Annotated in this window: 16 protein-coding genes and 2 pseudogenes; 5 read left to right on the top strand and 13 right to left on the bottom strand. The window is 61.7% G+C overall.

The features are described 5' to 3' along the window. Positions 1–2 precede the first annotated feature (2 nt). Positions 3–887 carry a glycosyltransferase gene (locus E4Q23_RS03810; RefSeq protein ID WP_169065392.1) on the bottom strand — a complete coding sequence of 295 codons (885 nt, stop codon included), beginning with the start codon at positions 885–887 and terminating at the stop codon, positions 3–5. Continuing rightward, a complete protein-coding gene (locus E4Q23_RS03805; protein WP_169065418.1) occupies positions 884–2,035 on the bottom strand; it encodes a glycosyltransferase family 4 protein in 1,152 nt (383 codons plus the stop codon). Before E4Q23_RS03805 ends, E4Q23_RS03810 begins: the two co-directional genes overlap by 4 nt. Positions 2,036–2,768: 733 nt before the next feature. On the opposite strand from E4Q23_RS03805, the gene E4Q23_RS03800 reads away from it, so the two are divergent. After that, positions 2,769–3,944: an O-antigen ligase family protein gene (locus tag E4Q23_RS03800; RefSeq protein WP_336511593.1), complete on the top strand. Its 1,176-nt coding sequence runs from the start codon at positions 2,769–2,771 to the stop codon at positions 3,942–3,944. Between the two features lie 120 nt (positions 3,945–4,064). On the opposite strand, the gene E4Q23_RS03795 is transcribed toward E4Q23_RS03800, so the two are convergent. The 7 genes from E4Q23_RS03795 to E4Q23_RS03765 all read right to left on the bottom strand — a co-directional run bounded on the left by E4Q23_RS03795 (position 4,065) and on the right by E4Q23_RS03765 (position 8,712). Beyond that, positions 4,065–5,186 carry an alkene reductase gene (locus tag E4Q23_RS03795; protein ID WP_169065390.1) on the bottom strand — a complete coding sequence of 374 codons (1,122 nt, stop codon included), beginning with the start codon at positions 5,184–5,186 and terminating at the stop codon, positions 4,065–4,067. Between the two features lie 371 nt (positions 5,187–5,557). Then, positions 5,558–6,547 carry an NAD(P)H-dependent glycerol-3-phosphate dehydrogenase gene (locus E4Q23_RS03790; protein ID WP_169065389.1) on the bottom strand — a complete coding sequence of 330 codons (990 nt, stop codon included), beginning with the start codon at positions 6,545–6,547 and terminating at the stop codon, positions 5,558–5,560. A gap of 4 nt (positions 6,548–6,551) precedes the next feature. Beyond that, positions 6,552–7,067: an SH3 domain-containing protein gene (locus E4Q23_RS03785; RefSeq protein ID WP_248595219.1), complete on the bottom strand. Its 516-nt coding sequence runs from the start codon at positions 7,065–7,067 to the stop codon at positions 6,552–6,554. Then, a complete protein-coding gene (secB, locus tag E4Q23_RS03780) occupies positions 7,024–7,518 on the bottom strand; it encodes a protein-export chaperone SecB (RefSeq protein ID WP_169065388.1) in 495 nt (164 codons plus the stop codon). The genes E4Q23_RS03785 and secB overlap by 44 nt, the downstream gene beginning before the upstream one ends. A 72-nt stretch (positions 7,519–7,590) precedes the next feature. Continuing rightward, positions 7,591–7,842, bottom strand: coding sequence for a glutaredoxin 3 (gene grxC / locus E4Q23_RS03775; RefSeq protein ID WP_169065416.1), 252 nt, complete (start codon positions 7,840–7,842; stop codon positions 7,591–7,593). Between the two features lie 20 nt (positions 7,843–7,862). Beyond that, positions 7,863–8,282 carry a rhodanese-like domain-containing protein gene (locus E4Q23_RS03770; protein ID WP_169065387.1) on the bottom strand — a complete coding sequence of 140 codons (420 nt, stop codon included), beginning with the start codon at positions 8,280–8,282 and terminating at the stop codon, positions 7,863–7,865. Between the two features lie 121 nt (positions 8,283–8,403). Continuing rightward, positions 8,404–8,712 (bottom strand): ArsR/SmtB family transcription factor, encoded by a 309-nt coding sequence (locus tag E4Q23_RS03765; protein ID WP_042335199.1) that lies wholly within the window; start codon positions 8,710–8,712, stop codon positions 8,404–8,406. Positions 8,713–8,913: 201 nt separating this feature from the next. Between E4Q23_RS03765 and E4Q23_RS03760 the strand changes: the two genes are divergently transcribed. The 4 genes from E4Q23_RS03760 to E4Q23_RS03745 all read left to right on the top strand — a co-directional run bounded on the left by E4Q23_RS03760 (position 8,914) and on the right by E4Q23_RS03745 (position 13,365). Further along, on the top strand, positions 8,914–10,578 hold the full coding sequence (locus tag E4Q23_RS03760) for a murein hydrolase activator EnvC family protein (protein WP_248595218.1): 1,665 nt from the start codon (positions 8,914–8,916) through the stop codon (positions 10,576–10,578). Positions 10,579–10,598: 20 nt separating this feature from the next. Beyond that, complete coding sequence (locus tag E4Q23_RS03755) at positions 10,599–12,032, top strand: S41 family peptidase (RefSeq protein WP_169065386.1); 1,434 nt, start codon at positions 10,599–10,601, stop codon at positions 12,030–12,032. A 25-nt stretch (positions 12,033–12,057) separates the two neighbouring features. Further along, complete coding sequence (locus tag E4Q23_RS03750) at positions 12,058–12,483, top strand: hypothetical protein (RefSeq protein WP_169065385.1); 426 nt, start codon at positions 12,058–12,060, stop codon at positions 12,481–12,483. Positions 12,484–12,555: 72 nt separating this feature from the next. After that, on the top strand, positions 12,556–13,365 hold the full coding sequence (locus E4Q23_RS03745; RefSeq protein ID WP_169065384.1) for a HesA/MoeB/ThiF family protein: 810 nt from the start codon (positions 12,556–12,558) through the stop codon (positions 13,363–13,365). Here E4Q23_RS03745 and ribD read toward each other — a convergent pair. The 4 genes and pseudogenes from ribD to E4Q23_RS03725 all read right to left on the bottom strand — a co-directional run bounded on the left by ribD (position 13,307) and on the right by E4Q23_RS03725 (position 17,400). Continuing rightward, a pseudogene (gene ribD / locus E4Q23_RS03740) lies at positions 13,307–14,412 on the bottom strand (bifunctional diaminohydroxyphosphoribosylaminopyrimidine deaminase/5-amino-6-(5-phosphoribosylamino)uracil reductase RibD). The gene E4Q23_RS03745 and the pseudogene ribD overlap by 59 nt on opposite strands. Further along, on the bottom strand, positions 14,412–14,882 hold the full coding sequence (nrdR, locus tag E4Q23_RS03735; RefSeq protein WP_169065383.1) for a transcriptional regulator NrdR: 471 nt from the start codon (positions 14,880–14,882) through the stop codon (positions 14,412–14,414). Before nrdR ends, ribD begins: the two are co-directional and overlap by 1 nt. Beyond that, positions 14,879–16,139: pseudogene (glyA, locus tag E4Q23_RS03730) on the bottom strand (serine hydroxymethyltransferase). The gene nrdR and the pseudogene glyA overlap by 4 nt, the downstream one beginning before the upstream one ends. Before the next feature lie 70 nt (positions 16,140–16,209). Beyond that, entirely contained in the window at positions 16,210–17,400 is a 1,191-nt protein-coding gene (locus tag E4Q23_RS03725; protein ID WP_169065382.1) for a cation diffusion facilitator family transporter, read from the bottom strand. Positions 17,401–17,778: the final 378 nt, after the last annotated feature.

The raw sequence follows: 17,778 nt of genomic DNA, 5'->3' as shown, positions 1-17,778 counted from the left end.
ACTCAGCCCTTCGCCCATGGCAATAGGTAAAGCCTCACCAGGCCCCGCCAGGTTTTCTTCGACCAACGCTTGAAGGGAATCTGCGCCAACAGTTCACGGGCCAAGCCACGATCACGATTGGAGCACTTGAGAAACATCGAGTTGAGAAAACGGTAGCGGACCCAATCGTATTGCGGATGCTCGCCAAACACGGCATAGGTCTTGAGAATGCTATCGACCATGAAGCGGTGATTTTTGTACGAGTTGCTGGCGTGTTTACGATAACGCGCAAGCACTTCGCCAAGGCAATCGATGTAGTAGCCCGCATGGGTGATCTTCAACTCGATCAATAGATCTTCCAGCCGAATTTCAGGGTCGAAACCTCCGACTTTCAGCAAGGCCTCCTTGCGGAACATCAAAGTAGGCGCTGGCGGGTAGGGTTTGCGCTCCATGAACACGTCTTCGAAATCCAGCCGGCGAAAGGGCACGTTGCGACGCTGCCGCTTTTCCGGATACGCTCGTCCAGCGGCATCGATCAGTTCGATATTACCCGCACAGATCCCGACTTCCGGCTTGTCCCGCAGATAGGCGACCTGCTTGGCCAAGCGCTCGGCAAGCATGATGTCATCCGAACCGAAGGACACGATCAGACTGCCCTGGGCTTGCTTGATGGCCGTATTGAGGGTGTGCGTCAAACCCTGGTTCGTTTGCTCCATAAAGAAAAAACCATGCTCGGCCTGCAAACGCCGGATGCGCTCGACACTATCATCAGTGGAGCCATCATCGATAACCAGTAACTCCACATAGGGATAGGTCTGTTCCAGCACGCTGCGGATGCTCGCCTCGATATAGGGACCATGGTTATAGGAGGCGATGATGACGGTGACTAGTTCGTGATTTCTGTTCATGACGGTCGGTTAAGCTGGGCCAGCGACTCATCGACGAGTCGCAAGTACTGTTGACGGAAGCTTTCGATATCGTGGCTGGCGCATAAATAGGCGTAGGCTCGCTCGCCCCTTTCCTGAAGCTCTTGATCACTCAGCCGCAGATAATCAGCCAATGCACTGGTCAACGCATTGACGTCTCCTGGCGGCACGGCAAGACCGCCTGCGCCCTGGATCAACGGCAGCATGGCAGGCACACTGGAGGCAATCACCGGCAAGTGCCCGCTCATGCCTTCAAGCAAGGCCAGCCCCAGGCCTTCGGCGAGGGAAGGCATCGTCCAGATATCGAAGGCACGAATATATTGCAAGGCATCGGCGCGAAAGCCGAGCAGGTGAACTCGCCCCTGCAAGCCGAGCCTGTCAACCTCCGCCAGCAATCGCGGCTCTTCGCGCCCTCTTCCGATGATCGCGAGCGTCGCTCGCGGATAGATATCCTTCAACCGGGCGAAAGCCTGGAGTAGGTAAACATGCCCCTTGACGGGAACCAGACGGCCGCAGGTACCCAGCAGACGCACCTGTTGGTCGATCCCCAACAAGCGGCGCGCCTCATCGCGAGGAAGCTGCAGACCCTCTGCCTGCGCGATATCAATGGCATTGGTTATGGCCACAGTATTCTGCTGGGTAAAGCCGCATTTGCAGTCGAGCAAGTATTGCTTGACTGCCGGCGAGACGCCAACGAAGCGCCAGGCGCGGTCAATTAGAGACCTGGCCTGCAGGCGCCGGTAGTAGCGCCCGTACTCGCCAAAGCCATGGGAAATACCGATGCACAACGGCACTCGCAGCCAGCGGTTCAACTGCAAGAGCATGTTGACCGGCTTGAAGCGGTTGCAGATCACCACATCGAAGCTTTCTGCCCGGCAGAAACGATAGAGCTGCCACATGGCCTGCAAGCGCAAGCCCTTCAGTTGCGGGTCGGAAAACTCGAAATAGACCGAGCGATCTGCCCGACTCACTGGCTCGCCCTGCTGCGGCTTACCGCGGAGGAACGCTGCCACAATCTCGTAGCGTTCAGCCGGCAAGGCCTTGACAATCTGTTCGGCGAGGTCGGCGAAATCGTGCGCCTTGACGTTGTAGTCGGGCTGCAGCTGCAAGACCTTGATTCGCTTACTTATCATTATTTACGCTCGAAACCTTGGTCACTGATTGAGTAAGCGGAGATCCCAGAAAACCTCGTGGCTGCCTGCAGCCGATCGGCCGGAAGCTTTTCCGATTAGGATCTCTTTCAGACCATAAAGTGGCCATCCGGAAGCTCGCTAACCGCAGTCTGGGGCCTCTCGGACTCGCGTGCCATGGTGCCATGACCTCGTTCTTGAACGACCTCGGTGCGGCGATGATCGCCTCGTGCGCCATGGCGCGGGATCAAGCCGGTTCCATACGTTGGTTTCGTCGGCCCATGCTCCTCCAGGATGAGGAGGAACTACCGAACCATTGCCATGCCCGGTGGCCGGGCAGCGCCTCGTTTTACTATTCGCTAAGAATAGTACGATTCAATCACCGCGAACAGGTCCGCCCACCGTATGATCCTGTCACTCTCGGCAAGAAACCGCTTACCCGTGGGCACCGCTGCCTGCCTTCAAACTGACGTTTGAGAGAACTGATCTACTTCCGCGGGCTCGCGCGAGCATGACAGCCCAACTATACCATAGGTATATGTCGGGCTGGGCCATCGTTTCTCTGGTGCAGAGCCGCATTCGTGAAAAGCCTTCGAGCAGGGTTGAAAGCAGCGCGAAACCCTGTCCGTGCCTGGAATTCACAGCTTCCACGCGGCCTGCCACAGGACAGCAGCCGACTCATTGAAAAATTCGACGCAATCGTTCTTAAGGATATAGAAAGATGCCACCCTTGGTGCTGACACGCTCACAACAAGCCTTTTCTTTCATCTGCAATTGGCTACTCCCCTTAGGTTACGTGACCTTGCTGGTAGGCTTGGTCGTGCTGCCTGATCGCAGCATCTACCACAAGTTCTTCTACGCACTGATTGTAGGTCCCGCCGCGATTGCGCTGCTCTTGCGACCAGCAACGCTAAGGGTGTTGTTGCGCGAACCCATCGTCATTCTTTTCCTGGCCTTCGCTACTTGGGCGCTGCTCAGCGTCACCTGGTCAGGCGCCGACACCTCAATCGGCAGCATGCTGAAAAAGCCTCTGTACGTCCTACTGCTATTTGCCGCTTGCTCTTTGCTAAGCCTTCAAGCCAGTAAGCGACTAGAACAGAGCACACTTGTCAGCGCCTTGCTGATGATTCCGCTGACGATGTACTCGCTGGGCACATTCGCCATTGCTTGGACCCCTGGCGAGAGACTGGTTGGTCCAGGCGCATTGGACAACCCTCTGCTTAGCTCACATATTTTCGGTTTCTTTTGCACCCTTTGGCTCGCTTTGGGCATCACCTTGCCGCGACGCCAGGCCTGCCTGGCGATCGCTCTGGCCATGATTTTCGGAGGTGCTCTGCTAGCAACAGGTTCGCGCTCTCCGCTCATCGCCACGGCATTGGTCTTCGCTTGGCTAGCCGTCGCCTGCTGGAACAAGCGTTCGATCATACTCGTAGCGGCGGGCCTATCAGCCTTGCTGGCTTTGCTCCTGCTGCATCCCGATGCACTCCTGAGTCGCGGCACTTCCTATCGCCTTGAAATCTGGCAGCAGGCCCTGGCAAAGATCAGCCAGCACCCTTGGCTGGGCTTCGGGGTCGGCGCCTCCCTGGCCATTGACATCAAGGATTTCGCAGTGCCGTTCAGTGAACCACATAGTTTCGCTCTTGGCATTCTGTACTACACGGGCATCATCGGCTTGTCTCTGTGGCTGGCCCTCAACGCGGTGGCTCTCAGTCTTTGCTGGCGCCAAAGACACCGTCTGGGCTTCCTGGTTGGCGGCGCGCTCCTGATCTATGGTGCTGGCGCTGGACTGGCGGAAGGTGGCTGGATCCTGTCCAGACCAAAAGAGCACTGGTTTTTGACGTGGATCCCGCTAGCGCTGATCGCAGCCTTCAACATCGCCGCTCGCCAAGCCGAAGAGACGCGGAGGTGACTGACGCGTGGTTGCAGAACGAACTCAGCGCCGTGTCGGCTGGTGCAATAGTCCTCAATAACCATCAGCGGCAATCAAGAGTTCTGCGCTTTGAGAGCACGCCCCGCCCACCGTCGACGCTCACGCCGCAGTAACGGCGGCGGCATCGAGTGACGGGTAGTCGATGTAGCCTTTCGCCCCTCCCTTGTAGATCGTCGTCGAGTTCCAGGGCGCCAGGGGCGCCCCGATGCGCAAACGCTGGACGAGATCCGGGTTGGCGATGAAGTGCCTGCCGAAGGCGATCAGATCGCCACTCCCGGCACGCAACGCCGCTTCTGCGCGTTCGTGATCGAAGCCTCCGCAAAGAATCATCGTGCCCGGAAAGCAGGCGCGAAGGTGCGGCAGAAGATCGCCCTGTCGATCGTGGATCCAGCTTCCTTCCTGGTCATAGACGTGCAGATGACCGACCCGCAAGAGCTTCAGCCGCGTTGCGAGATAGCCATAGCTGACCAGGGGATCCGGATCGGGCTGCATCTCGTGCGCGGTACCCAGTGGCGAGATACGCACACCGACGCGTGCGCTGCCGATCGCCGCCGCGACGGCTTGCACCGTCTCCAGCAGGAAGCGCCAGCGATTGGACAGCGAGCCACCGTACTCGTCGGCACGGTCGTTCACGTAGGGGCAGCGGAACTGATCGAACAAATAGCCGTTCGCGGCGTGAATCTCGACGCCGTCGAAGCCCGCGGCGACGGCATTGTGGGCAGCGCGAACGAAGTCGGCGATGATCAGCCGCACCTCCTCGGTCGCCAATCCGCGCGGCGCCTCGCAGGGCACCATCACCGGCTCGGCGCCGCCGTTAAGGATCGGCACCCGGTCACTGTGCAGGCCGATTCCAGTCGGCCCAACCGGCGGGGAGCGGTCCGCGCGCAAGCTGCTATGGCCGACGCGCCCGACGTGCCAGAGTTGCAGATAGATGCGGCCACCGGCATGGTGCACCGCTTTGGTCACCTTGCGCCAACCGGCGACCTGCGCGCCGCTGTAAATTCCAGGCGTGCGGGCGCAACCACGAGCCTGCGGCGAAACCGGCGTCCCCTCGGCAATGATCAAGCCGGCGGAGGCGCGCTGGGAATAGTATCTGGCGGTCATCGCTGGCGGCGCGAGTTGCCAGTCGGTCGCACGGTTGCGGTTCATTGGCGCCATGACGACGCGGTTCGCCAACAGCTGACCGCCGAGCGAATGACGAGAAAACAGTTTTCTAAACATCGTTTGCCTACCTCCGTTGATGGCTGGGCATATCGGCAACAAAGCAATTCTCGTGCCGTCAACCATCATTTCTACTACAAATTATTCAGGGTGATACGTCAGCAGTGCTGGTTCGCCACTGCGGCGAGTGCAGCATGGGGGCTACAGGTTTCGAATTTGTGGCAGCGGCAAGCGCTGCCCGGGAGACGCGCCAGCAGCCGGCGCACCGCACACGCTGGACACGCAGAAAAATGCTGTGACTCCGGCACCAGGAGAGCGCGACCCACGCTCAAGAGCGCCCTGTGGCACGCGACCAGGGAGAAAGTTTCGTCAACTCCGAGAACTTCTGGCGCCGCTTCCGGCCGCGTGACGCTGGCTACGCAGGCAGCCGGCTAGCTCCCCTCGCACTTCGGATCGCGGCTGAGCAGTTTGTCGACCACCGATGCGGCCGGTTCATCGCGATAGAGGATGGCGTAAACCGCCTGCGTGATCGGCATCTCTATCGCCAGTTGGCTCGCCAGGCGAGCCACTTCGCGCGTCGTGCTGACGCCCTCGGCAACGTGACCGAGGTCGTGGAGTATCTGCGACAGCGTCTTGCCGGCGGCGAGTTCGAGGCCCACCCGCCGATTGCGCGACAAAGCGCCGGTACAGGTAAGGATCAGATCACCCATCCCGGCCAGCCCCATGAAAGTCTGCGCCTGTCCGCCGAGAGCCACGCCAAAGCGCGCTATTTCCGCGAGTCCACGCGTAATCAGGGCGGCGCGAGCATTGAGACCGAGGCCGAGACCATCACAGACGCCGGTGGCGATGGCCATGATGTTTTTCACCGCTCCGCCGATTTCAACACCGGGCAAATCGTCGTTGGCATAGATGCGAAAGCGGGAGCTATGCAAGGCCAAAGCCGTCTGCTGGCCGAAAACGATGTCGTTGGCCGCCAGGGTCACCGCCGTCGGCAGGCCGCGCACCACCTCGTCGGCAAAGCTCGGGCCCGACAAGGCTCCGCACAAGCGCTGCGCGCCGAGAACTTCGGCGACGATCTGGTGCGGAAGCAAGGCCGTTTCGGCTTCCAGGCCCTTGCACGCCCAGATCAGCGGGCTGGCCACAGCGGCATCACGCAAGCAACAAAGCGTTGCTCGTAGACCAGCGATCGGCGTCGCTATTAACAATAGGTCGGCATCGCCCACGGCCGCCTCAAAATCCTCCCCAATACCCAAGGCCTCGGGAAAGCGGTGGCCTGGAAGATAGCGCGTGTTTTCGCGCTTGTCGCGCAGGCTGCGCCGCACTTCCAACTCGCGCGCCCACAGCGTCACAGCATGCTGATCACTGAAAGCAGCAGCCAACGCGCTACCCCAGGCGCCAGCGCCCAGTACCGTCAACTTCATGTGTTCACAGACCCCAGATCTGATCGGCGCGGACGTAGCCTGACGCTCCGTCGCGATGGCGAACCTTGACCCAGCCGCCGGCTACGCCTTCGAGGTAATCGAGGGCGACATTCTTCTCGGCTTCGAAGACCATGGCCGCGGCTTCGTCGGCGCTTTGCCGGATTTGCGCACGTGGCGCGGTTACAACCACCGAATGTCGCATAGCGAGGTGCTTGCTCTCGATCCAGGCCATGCTGCCCTCTGAATCGCGTACCTTCGCCCAGCCTTCGAGGTGGACGACCAGTTCGACCGGTGTATCGCGCTGGATGACGAAGAGCTTTTTGCCTCGTGGCGAAGGAGCGTCGTAGAGTACCGCTGCCGTGGCGACGGTGCGAAACTCGACCGCCAAGGCCGGCGCTGCAAGGCCTACCGCGAGCAACACGGTCAGCGATCGCTTCATCGCCGAGACCTTCTCGCTTCTGGCGACCGCTTGCTCCTTACTGAATGGTCGCGTCGCCAGGCTCAGTAGCCTGCGGCGCATTTTTCGCCGCCTCCTCCTGCTGGCTCTGGAGGCGAGACATGTAAAGCGCCTCGAAATTGACCGGCTGCAGCATGACTGGCGCAAAACCGGCGCGGGTCACGGCGTCGGAAACGACTTCGCGAGAATAGGGGTAGAGAATATTGGGGCAGGCAATCGACAGCAAGGGCTCCATATTTTCGCTCGGCACGTTCTGAACACGGAAGATTCCCGCCTGGCCGACTTCGACGAGAAAGACAGTCTTCTCGCCGATCTTGGACGTCACTGTGGCCGTCAAAGTGACCTCAAAAAGCCCTTCGCCGATACCCTGCGCCTTGGTCTGCAACTGGATGTTGATCGTCGGCGTCTCGCGGTCGAGATAGATCTGAGGCGCATTCGGCACTTCGACCGAGAGATCCTTGACGTAGATCTTCTCAATGGCAAAGACGGGGTTCGGGGTTTCTTGTTCGGTCATGGTTCTTTTGCGCCTATGGTTGGGGATTGAAAACAATTGTGGGGAAGTTCACGCTCACTCGGTGAGCCGCTGTCAGGCAGCGTCACCCGCCAGCAGGGGTAACAACTTGCCCGCTCGATCGAAAGCAAGGAGATCGTCGAAACCGCCGACGTGCGTCTCACCGATGTAGATCTGCGGAACGGTACGCCTGGCGGTCCGCTCGAGCATCTCGCTACGGCGCTGGGGATCAAGATCGATGCGGATCTTGTCGATCGTGGCGACGCCTCTGGCGAGCAGCAGTTGCTCGGCACGAACGCAAAAGGGGCAAACGCCGGTGGAATACATCAACACCCGCTGCGCGCCGCTCACTTCCGCGAACCCTTTTTCAGCGGCAGGCCGGCTTCGGCCCACGCGGCAACGCCCCCCTCCAGGGAATGCAGCCTGGAGAAACCGAGCTTGGCCAGCTTGGCGCAGGCGGCAGATGAGCGGGCGCCAGATTGACAGATCAGAATCACCGGCGTGTCCTTGAACTGTGCCAGTTCCTCGATACGTTCATCGAGCGATCCGACAGGAATATTGCGCGCGTCGACCGGGTGCCCGGTAACGTACTCATTCGCTTCACGGATGTCCAGCAACTGCGCATTCTCGCGGTTGATCAACATCGTTGCCTGGGTTGTGGTCACCGATCGCGAGCCGCCCGGTCGATACACCGTAAGTACGAGTAGCAGCGTGCCGCTGACCACAGCGACAGCCACCAGAAGAAGGTTCTGCTGAATGAATTCCAATCGAAACTCCAGAAATTGACGCGAAAAATTGCGAAAAACCAGACCACATCCGGAACAAGGCCCTAGCCCACCCACGCCCCAGGACCGACGCGCAGCGCGCACGCACCCTTACGGCGCTTGCCTAATCGCCGCAGAACACCTCGCGCATCATGCCAATCAACTGCAAGGTGCGCGCGTCGCCAACGCGATAGTAAACGCGGTTGGCGTCCTTGCGCGCCAGCAGAACGCCCTTTTCGCGCAGAATGGCAAGATGCTGGGAAATGTTGCTTTGCGAAGTACCTACGGCGTCGACGATCTCTTGTACACAGGCATCCTGATCGCCGATCACACACAGGATCTTGAGGCGCAAGGGATGCGATATCGATTTGAGCGCACGTGCCGCCTGTTCGATATGCTCCTGCTTGTCGATGATGCTGGTCCGGATAGGCACGTTACGCCAGAGTCGCCGTTTATCATATAATCGCCGATTATAGAACAAAACCCCCCGCCAAGGTGGGCTCCGCACGCCTTGCACGTGAGCGTAGAATACCGTGCTTGCCGGCCTCTCGAAGTGCTGGTCCAGCGGTCTAGCGGCCCCACCCTCCCAGCCCTCTCCAGCCAATCCACGTTTCTGCCAGGCGTGCGCCGTTCATTGACCGAAACCACCGCCATTACTTTCGACGCCGCAACGCCGGACCACACTGCGGCCAAGGCCTGCCTTGCCGTGCTGCGGCCTGGGGTGCGTGCCAACACACCGCTTTCGGCAGCAGGAGCTCGAGCGGCCCGCGGCGAGTACGGGCGCCGGCTGGCCCTGGCCTTGCTCGCCAGCGCACTGCTGGCAGCAACTTCCGCCGCTGCCAGCGACAAGGATGGGGTGGATTCCGATGCGCCCTCAACAAGTGCCGTCGCCGAAAAACAGGGTGACCTGAAGTCCTTGCGCAGCCAGATCGAAGCCCTGCGCCGGGAGATGGTCGCGGCCGAAAGCTCACGCAAGGAATCGGCGGATCAGCTCAAGGACGTCGAGCGAGCGATTTCATCGACCCAGCGCGATCTGCACCTGCTGAAGGAGCAGATCGGCACGCGGCAGAGTACCCTCAAGGACCTTGACGGACAGTCGAAAGCGCTCGAACAGGAGCTCAGCCTGCAGCAGCAACAGCTCGAAAAGCTGCTCTACCGGCAGTACCTGCGTGGCAACCCGGATGCGCTGCAACTGTTTCTCAATGGGGACGACCCCTATCAGCTGGCGCGCGATCTGTACTATCTGGAAGCGATTGGGCGAGCACGCAGCCAACTCCTGCTGGAGATCGAGTCCGGCCTGCAGCGTCAGAAAGCGCTCGCCACCGAAACCCGGGAACAGGCGGCACAACTGGCTGCCGCGCAAGATAAACAGGGCGACGAACACACCAAGCTGCTGGCGCAGCGGGCGCAACGCAAGACGACACTGGACGCCCTGTCGGCACAGATTGCGACGCAGCGGCACGAAATTGGCAAGCTTCAAGGTGACGAGCAGGGCCTGACAAAGCTCATCGATCGCTTGTCGAAAATCATCGCGGCCAGAGCGGCCGAAGCACGCCGGGAAGCGCAGCGCAAGGAAGAGCAACGCCGGCAAGCAGAGCGCCGCGACGCGGAAAGACGAGAAGCCGAGCGCGAGGCAGCCGAACGACGCGCACGAGCCCTGGCGCAACAGGAACTCGCGCGCCAGGAGGCGCAACGCGCAGCCCGGCAACAGCAGCCGGCCCAGCCGGACGCTGGCACGGGCAAGGAACAAGCGTTGGCAAGCAAACCGCCGCGCCCCGAAACACCCCGAGAGTTGGCGCCGACGCCCCCTCCGCCCCCCCCTCCCGCGGCTGCCCGGGCAGTTCCCCCGCCAGCGCGCCAGCAGGCGCCACGTGAAGCCTCGCCAACCGAAGCTTTCGTGGGCAACCTGGCACAAATGAAGGGCTCTCTGCCCCTGCCAACCAGGGGCTCGGTGACCAATAGCTTTGGTAGCGCACGCCAGGAAGGCAGTACCTGGAAGGGACTGTTCATCCGTGCGGCGACAGGCAGCGAAGTGCGCAGTATCGCCGCTGGCCGCGTCGTCTTTGCCGAATGGATGCGCGGTTTCGGCAATCTGCTGATCGTCGACCACGGCCGCGACTACCTGTCGGTCTACGCCAATAACGATTCCCTGCTGAAACAGGTCGGCGACGATGTCCGCGGCAGCGAGAGCATAGCCACGGTCGGCAACACCGGTGGCAACCCGGAATCCGGTTTATACTTTGAAATCCGCCATGACGGGAAGCCGCTTGACCCGCTGGCATGGGTCAAGCGCAAATGAGGCACGCACGGAGTGAAAGAATGAGTATGTGGAAACAGGCCGGGCTGCTTTGCGCCGGAGTTCTTGGTGGCGTTCTGATCACTCTCCAGTTTTCGGCGCTGGCCGAAAAGGAGACTCGCACGAGTCTGCCTGTGGAAGAGTTGCGCACCTTCGCGGAGGTCTTCAATGCCATCAAGAAGGGCTATGTCGAACCGGTCGGCGACAAGGCGCTGATCACGCACGCGATCAGCGGCATGCTCTCCAACCTGGACCCGCACTCGACCTACCTCGATGCCGACGCCTTCAAGGACTTGCAGGTCGGTACGCAAGGCGAGTTCGGCGGTATCGGTATCGAAGTCGGCATGGAAGACGGCCTGGTCAAGGTGGTGTCACCGATCGAGGACACTCCCGCAGATCGCGCCGGCGTGAAACCGGGAGACCTTATTTTCAAGATCGACGATACGCTGGTCAAAGGGCTGACCCTCACCGAAGCGGTCAAGCGCATGCGCGGCAAGCCGCAGTCGCAGATCAGACTGTCGATCCTGCGCAAAGGCGAGAGCAAACCGATAGAAGTCGCGCTGACGCGCGAAGTAATCAAGGTGCAGAGCGTCAAGTCGAAACGGCTCGACGACGGCTACGGCTATCTACGCGTCACCTCTTTCCAGGAAAATACCGGTGCGGCGGTGGTCAAGCACCTCCAGGACCTGGCCAAACCTGGACCCATGAAGGGGCTGGTTCTCGACCTGCGCAACGATCCGGGCGGCCTGTTGAATAGTGCCGTAGGCGTATCGGCGGCCTTCCTGCCGCCGGATTCCTTGATTACCTCGACCGATGGACGTGCCCCCGACGCCAAGCACGAGTTCCACGCCTCGCCGGCAGACTATCTGCGCGGCAGCCGCGATGATTACATCAAGCGGCTGCCTGCCGAAGCGCGCACAGTACCGATGGTGGTGCTGGTCAATGGTGGCTCGGCTTCGGCGTCCGAAATCGTCGCCGGCGCGCTGCAGGATTACAAACGTGCGATCGTCATGGGAACGACCAGCTTCGGCAAGGGCTCGGTGCAGACCGTTCTGCCCCTGCCCGGAAACACCGCCATCAAGCTGACGACGGCACGCTACTTCACGCCTTTGGGGCGTTCGATCCAGGCCAAAGGCATCAGCCCCGACATTGTCGTCGAGGAAACGTCCAATGGCGGCTCGCGGCAGCGCTTGCGCGAAGCCAACCTTGATCACCACCTCGAAAACAACACCCAGCCGGCGACCGAGGCCGCGAAGCCGGAAGTGCCCGCCAAACCGTCAGGCAAGGCGCCGCTACCCGCGCAGCCGAAGCCCGACGAAGCGAAGGACAGCGACCAGGACGAAGGCGACGAGACGGCCGAGCTGCCGAACCGCGAACTGGCTTCGAAAAAGGACTACCAGCTGACCCAGGCGCTGAATTTGCTCAAGGGTATGCAGATCATCCGCAGCAAACCCTGAACCTTTCTCTCGGGGGGAGGCGCACGTGAAACGACCGGCCGCGACGAGCTACAAGACAGCACCGATCCGCAAGGAACGCAATATCCTGTTTGCCAAGTTTCCCCCGGACCAGGTGCCCGAGGCCTCCGAATTCCTCGCCCAGATCGAGCAGCTGGAGGTCGAGCGACGTGAGCAGCAGCGCGCTGTTGGCGTCGCCTACGATCTTCACCAGCACTCCCTGGAAGAGCTCGAAGCCAGCCTTGAGGACAAGGGCTACCACCTCGACAATACCTTGATGAGCAAAATGATGCGGGCGCTGATCTACTACGTCGAGGAAACGCAGCTACATAACCTCGAAGCGCCTGAGCGACCGCGGAAACACTCGCAGTCGCAAGCCTACACGCACGCCTGGGAACGCCACCCACACGGGGATCATGACGATACGCCGCCCGAGTGGCGCGAGTACAAGTAATCGCCGCATTCAGAACGCTCAGAGCAGTCAGAACATGCGCCGCACTTGCAGGAAGAGGCCAGGGCCCGCCCGATGAACGACGAGCAGTTGCTTCGCTATAGCCGCCACATCCTGCTCGACGAGATCGGCATCGAAGGACAGCAACGCCTGGTCAACGCCAAGGCGCTGATTGTCGGTGCTGGCGGCCTGGGCTCTCCGGCCGCCCTCTATCTCGCCGCCGCCGGCCTGGGCCACATTACCCTCGCCGACGGCGACCAGGTTGACCTCACCAATCTGCAGCGCCAGATCCTGCATACTCAGGAGCGCATCGGCCAGCCCAAAGCCTGCTCAGGACGGGTCGCGCTGGCGCACATCAATCCCGAAGTGCAGGTCAAGGCGATCAACAGCCGTCTTGCTGGCGAAGCGCTGGCGGCGCGGGTCGCCGACGCCGACGTGGTGCTCGATTGCTGCGACAACTTCGCCACCCGCCACGCCGTCAATCGGGAGTGCGTCCGACAGCGCACGCCACTGGTTTCCGGCGCGGCGATCCGTTTCGCCGGCCAACTCGCGGTCTTCGACAGTCGCCACCCGGACACGCCCTGCTATAGCTGCCTGTTCCCGGAAGGCGACGACGTCGAGGAGGAGCGCTGCGCGGTGATGGGCGTCTTCGCACCGCTCACTGGCATCATTGGTGCCATGCAGGCGGCCGAAGCACTGAAACTGATCGCCGGCGCCGGCGACGTCATCCTTGGCCGTCTGTGGCTGCTCGACGGCTTGTCAATGGAATGGCGCAGCGTGAACTTCAGCAAGGATCCCCAGTGTTCGGTCTGTGCGTCCGACAGCGTCAGGCAAAGCGTGCCAGCAGGCGCAGGTCCGGGCCGACCAGGCGCAGGTCGCGAATGAGCAGTCTGCGCTTGCCGGCCAAAGATTCCAGCGCCGGCAGATCGAACATCCCGCGCGCCGCGTCGCCGACCAGACAGGGTGCCAGGTAGAGCAGAAGTTCATCGACCAAGCCGGCACCGAGTAGCGAGCCGCCGAGGCGGAACCCTGCTTCGGCGTGCACTTCGTTGATGCCGCGGCAGGCAAGTTCAGCGAGCAAGGCGAGCAGATCGACCCGCCCGTCCGGCCCAGGCAGGAGCAGCACCTCGGCGCCGACTTGCCGGAGAGCCGCGATCCGCGCGACATCGCCAATGGCCGCAGCAACCAGGACGGCACCGCCGCGTAGCAGTCTGGCGTCCAGCGGCAGTTCAAGCCGGCTATCGACGACCACTTTCAGCGGCTGGCGTAAATCGCTGCGCAGCCCTTCCAGCCCACGCACATTGAGCTGTGGGTCATCGTGACGGACCGTGCCAATGCCGGTAAGCATGGCGCAGGCGCGCGCGCGCCAGCGATGCCCGTCCTGACGGCGTCCGCACCGGTCAGCCACTGGCTGGCGCCGTTGTGCAGTGCGGTCTTGCCGTCGAGACTGGCGGCGACCTTCATGCGCAACCAGGGTCGCGCACGGGTCATGCGAGCGACGAAACCAATGTTGAGTTCCCGAGCTTCGGCGGCCAGCAAGCCCTCCTCGGCAAGCACCCCGGCAGCGCGCAGGCCAGCCAACCCCTGCCCGGCGACGAGTGGATTGGGATCGGACATGGCGGCAACGACGCGGCGCACACCCGCCGCCAACAGCGCGTCGGTGCACGGCGGCGTGCGACCCTGATGACTGCAGGGCTCAAGCGTCACGTAGACGGTCGCCCCGCGCGCACGTTCAGCGGCAGCGCGCAGAGCATGCACTTCGGCGTGCTCCTCGCCGGCGCGCAAATGCCAGCCTTCGCCGACGACCTGGCCATTATTGACGATGACGCAACCGACACGCGGATTGGGGGTCGTGGACTGCAGACCCAACTCGGCCAGGCGCAGCGCCCGCGCCATCATTTCGTGATCGGCGGCGCTGAAACCCTGCGCCATCAGCGACCGAGTTTCTGTGGCGAGCGAGAGACTTCGCGAATCAGCTTGGAGAACTCGTCTACGTCCTCGAAATTACGATAGACCGAAGCGAAGCGAACGTAGGCCACCTTGTCGAGTTTCTTCAATTCGAGCATAACCATTTCGCCGACTTTCTCCGAAGCCAGTTCACGCTCACCGAGGGCCAGCAGTTTCCCCTCGATGCGCGCAATCGCCGCCTCGACCGCCTCGGTGCCGACCGGTCTCTTGCGCAAGGCCAGGCGGAGACTGGCGGCCAGCTTCTCGGCGTCGAAATTGACTCGCGAGCCGTTCTTCTTGATCACCTGCGGCATGCGCAACTCGGCACGCTCGTAAGTCGTGAACCGCTTGTCGCATTTCAGACAACGCCGGCGGCGGCGGACGAGGTCACCATCGTCATTGATACGGGTATCAGCGACGGTTGTTTCGTCAGCACCGCAGAACGGGCACTTCATCCGGCCGTCCCGCCATAGACCGGGAACTTCTTGCACAGCGCCGCACCGTCGGCGCGCACTCTGGCCAGCACCTTTTCGTCACCAGGCGCATCGAGCACGTCGGCGATCATGTGGCCAACCAGCTCGGATTCGATCTCGGTGAAACCACGCGTGGTCATCGCCGGCGAACCGATGCGAATACCGGAAGTCACGAAGGGCTTCTGCGGATCGTTCGGGATGGCGTTCTTGTTGACCGTGATGTGTGCCGCACCCAGGGCTGCCTCGGCTTCCTTGCCAGTGATGTTCTTGGCCCGCAGGTCAACCAGGAAGACGTGCGACTCGGTACGGCCCGAGACGATACGCATGCCACGCTCTTCCGACAGTACCCGCGACAGAACCCGGGCGTTGGCCAGCACCTGCTCCTGGTATTTGGCAAAGCTGGGCTTCAGCGCCTCTTTGAAAGCCACCGCCTTGGCAGCGATCACATGCATCAGCGGGCCCCCCTGCAAACCCGGGAAAACCGCCGAGTTGATCGCTTTTTTCGTGCTCGGCCTTCATCAGAATGACGCCGCCGCGCGGGCCACGCAGGGTCTTGTGCGTGGTCGAAGTCACCACATCGGCGTGCGGAACCGGATTCGGATAGCAATCGGCGGCGATCAGACCGGCGTAATGCGCCATGTCGACCATGAAGATCGCACCAATTTCCCTGGCTACACGGGAAAAGCGCTCGAAATCGATGCGCAGCGAGTAGGCCGAGGCACCGGCGATCAGGATCCGCGGCTTGTGCTCGCGAGCCAGCGCTTCCATCTTCGCGTAATCGATGGCTTCATGCTTGTCGAGGCCGTAGGCCACGACGTTGAACCACTTGCCGGACATATTCAGCGGCATGCCGTGCGTCAGGTGACCACCTTCGGCCAGGCTCATGCCCATGATCGTATCGCCCGGCTTGGCGAAAGCCATCAGAACCGCCTGATTGGCCTGCGACCCGGAATTCGGCTGGACGTTGGCGGCTTCGGCAGAGAACAGCTTTTTCAGGCGCGCGATCGCCAGTTGCTCGGCGACATCGACGTGCTCGCAGCCGCCGTAGTAGCGCTTGCCCGGATAGCCTTCGGCGTATTTGTTGGTCAACTGCGAGCCCTGCGCGGCCATCACCGCGTGACTGACGTAGTTCTCCGAAGCGATCAGCTCGATATGCGCTTCCTGACGCCGATTCTCGTTTTCGATCGCCTGCCAGATTTCGGGATCCACTTTCGCCAGTGTGTCGTTAGCCGAAAACATCGTACGCCTCTCAAGCCTTGAAAAAGAAGGGGATTATAGCATGCGCCAGAGCTCTGACCGGGGCCGGAAATCAGCCGCGGCGGACGGGAACAACGCGTTGGCGGTAGTTGATAGACAGCGCGCCGAGCAAAGGATGCTCGCGCAGACGCTCGGCGAACTCACGCTCCGCCGTGCTCACCACGGCCGCGTCTACAAGTGCCTCGTACGGCAGAAATACCTCGGCTTCGACACGGCCATTGAGGTAGTGCAGGACCACACGCTGCGGTTTCGGCAGGTTCGCCAGCACCGGCGCCAGGAAACCCATCAACTCGCTGCGGTCGGGCATGCGCTGGCTCTTGCCGTCGTGGTCCTCGTCGTCTTCGACATCGACATGTACCAGCACGTCGGAGACCGTCGGGTGACTATCGAGCACCCGCTTGCGCGTCGCCTCGGCAATGCGATGCCCCTCCGAGACGCTGATCCTCGGATTGACGCAGACATGCGCATCGACTAGCGAGCGGTGCGCCATGCGCCGAGTGCGCAATTCATGCAGGCTGCCCACTCCCTGGGTGTCGATGATCACCTGGCGAATACTGGCGACCTCCTCGACCGACAGCCCGGTGTCGATCAGTTCCTGCAGCGCCTCCCAGGAAAACACCACCCCCATGCGCACGATCATGAAACCGACGATCACCGCGGCCACGGAATCGGCAAAGACGAAGCCCAGCAGATTGCCGCCAATCCCGACCGCCACCACCAGCGAGGAAGCGGCGTCCGAACGCGCGTGCCAGGCATTGGCGATCAGCATCGGCGAGCGCAGGCGTTGACCGACATGCAGCATGTAGCGAAACAGGCCTTCTTTGGCGACCAGCGCAAGAAGCGCCGTCCACAGCGCCAGCGGCGCCACTGGCGGCAGGCTGGCGAGGTCCTGCAACTTGACGCCGGCGCTCCAGATGATGGCGCCACCGGTGGCCGCGAGAATCGCCCCCAGGCCAAACGACGCCGCGGTCTCGATGCGCGCGTGACCGTAAGGGTGACTCTCGTCAGCCGGATCCTTGCTGTGATGGGCGGCGAAAAGCACCAGGAAGTCGCAAACGAGATCGGACAGCGAATGCATGCCATCGGCGACCAGCGCTTGCGAGTTGGCGACGATACCGGCGACGACCTGCGCCGCCGTCAGCAGCACGTTGACCACCACGCTGATCCACGTGCAGCGCTGGGTCAGCGCATACCGTCCCGGGTCATCGAAGGAAATTTCCGGGCTTGCCTTAGTGTTGCTCATGCTTTGGGTCACTCTGTAAGGAAGGGTTTGTCATATTTTATCGCCATCACCAGGAAAGGGATCGGTCGACAGTCCTGCAAGCTTCGCCCTTGCCCCGCGCGTCGAGGCAGCGACAGGACGCCGGGCGGTGAGCGGTGTCTAGCCGTCGCCCATTGATGGCTCCTTCGTGGCATGAACGACAGACTACCGACGCCTGCTTACGCCTGCCTTAGCGATTTTCGCCTTCTTTGCTGCCGCGCCACTACATCACGCGGCAGCAGCCGTGCCAGTGGGCGACCGCCGATTACCGGGTCAACGCGAGATACGCAAGCTCTGTCACACCGGTCGGCAGGTCGCCCTGATCAGCACGGAGCACCAATCCGGCATAGGGCTCTTGGC

It is taken from the genome of Candidatus Accumulibacter phosphatis, assembly GCF_012939955.1.
GTDB classification, from domain to species: Bacteria; Pseudomonadota; Gammaproteobacteria; order Burkholderiales; family Rhodocyclaceae; genus Accumulibacter; species Accumulibacter delftensis.
This window is presented reverse-complemented; position numbering and strand designations above follow the sequence as displayed.

What these genes read in the sequence shown, in the direction of transcription:
- E4Q23_RS03810 (WP_169065392.1), bottom strand. Translation starts at nt 887, where the DNA reads ATGAACAGAAATCACGAACTAGTCACCGTCATCATCGCCTCCTATAAC.
- E4Q23_RS03795 (WP_169065390.1), bottom strand. Translation starts at nt 5,186, where the DNA reads ATGTTTAGAAAACTGTTTTCTCGTCATTCGCTCGGCGGTCAGCTGTTG.
- E4Q23_RS03790 (WP_169065389.1), bottom strand. Translation starts at nt 6,547, where the DNA reads ATGAAGTTGACGGTACTGGGCGCTGGCGCCTGGGGTAGCGCGTTGGCT.
- E4Q23_RS03785 (WP_248595219.1), bottom strand. Translation starts at nt 7,067, where the DNA reads ATGCGCCGCAGGCTACTGAGCCTGGCGACGCGACCATTCAGTAAGGAG.
- secB (WP_169065388.1), bottom strand. Translation starts at nt 7,518, where the DNA reads ATGACCGAACAAGAAACCCCGAACCCCGTCTTTGCCATTGAGAAGATC.
- grxC (WP_169065416.1), bottom strand. Translation starts at nt 7,842, where the DNA reads ATGTATTCCACCGGCGTTTGCCCCTTTTGCGTTCGTGCCGAGCAACTG.
- E4Q23_RS03755 (WP_169065386.1), top strand. Translation starts at nt 10,599, where the DNA reads ATGAGTATGTGGAAACAGGCCGGGCTGCTTTGCGCCGGAGTTCTTGGT.
- E4Q23_RS03745 (WP_169065384.1), top strand. Translation starts at nt 12,556, where the DNA reads ATGAACGACGAGCAGTTGCTTCGCTATAGCCGCCACATCCTGCTCGAC.
- nrdR (WP_169065383.1), bottom strand. Translation starts at nt 14,882, where the DNA reads ATGAAGTGCCCGTTCTGCGGTGCTGACGAAACAACCGTCGCTGATACC.
- E4Q23_RS03725 (WP_169065382.1), bottom strand. Translation starts at nt 17,400, where the DNA reads ATGAGCAACACTAAGGCAAGCCCGGAAATTTCCTTCGATGACCCGGGA.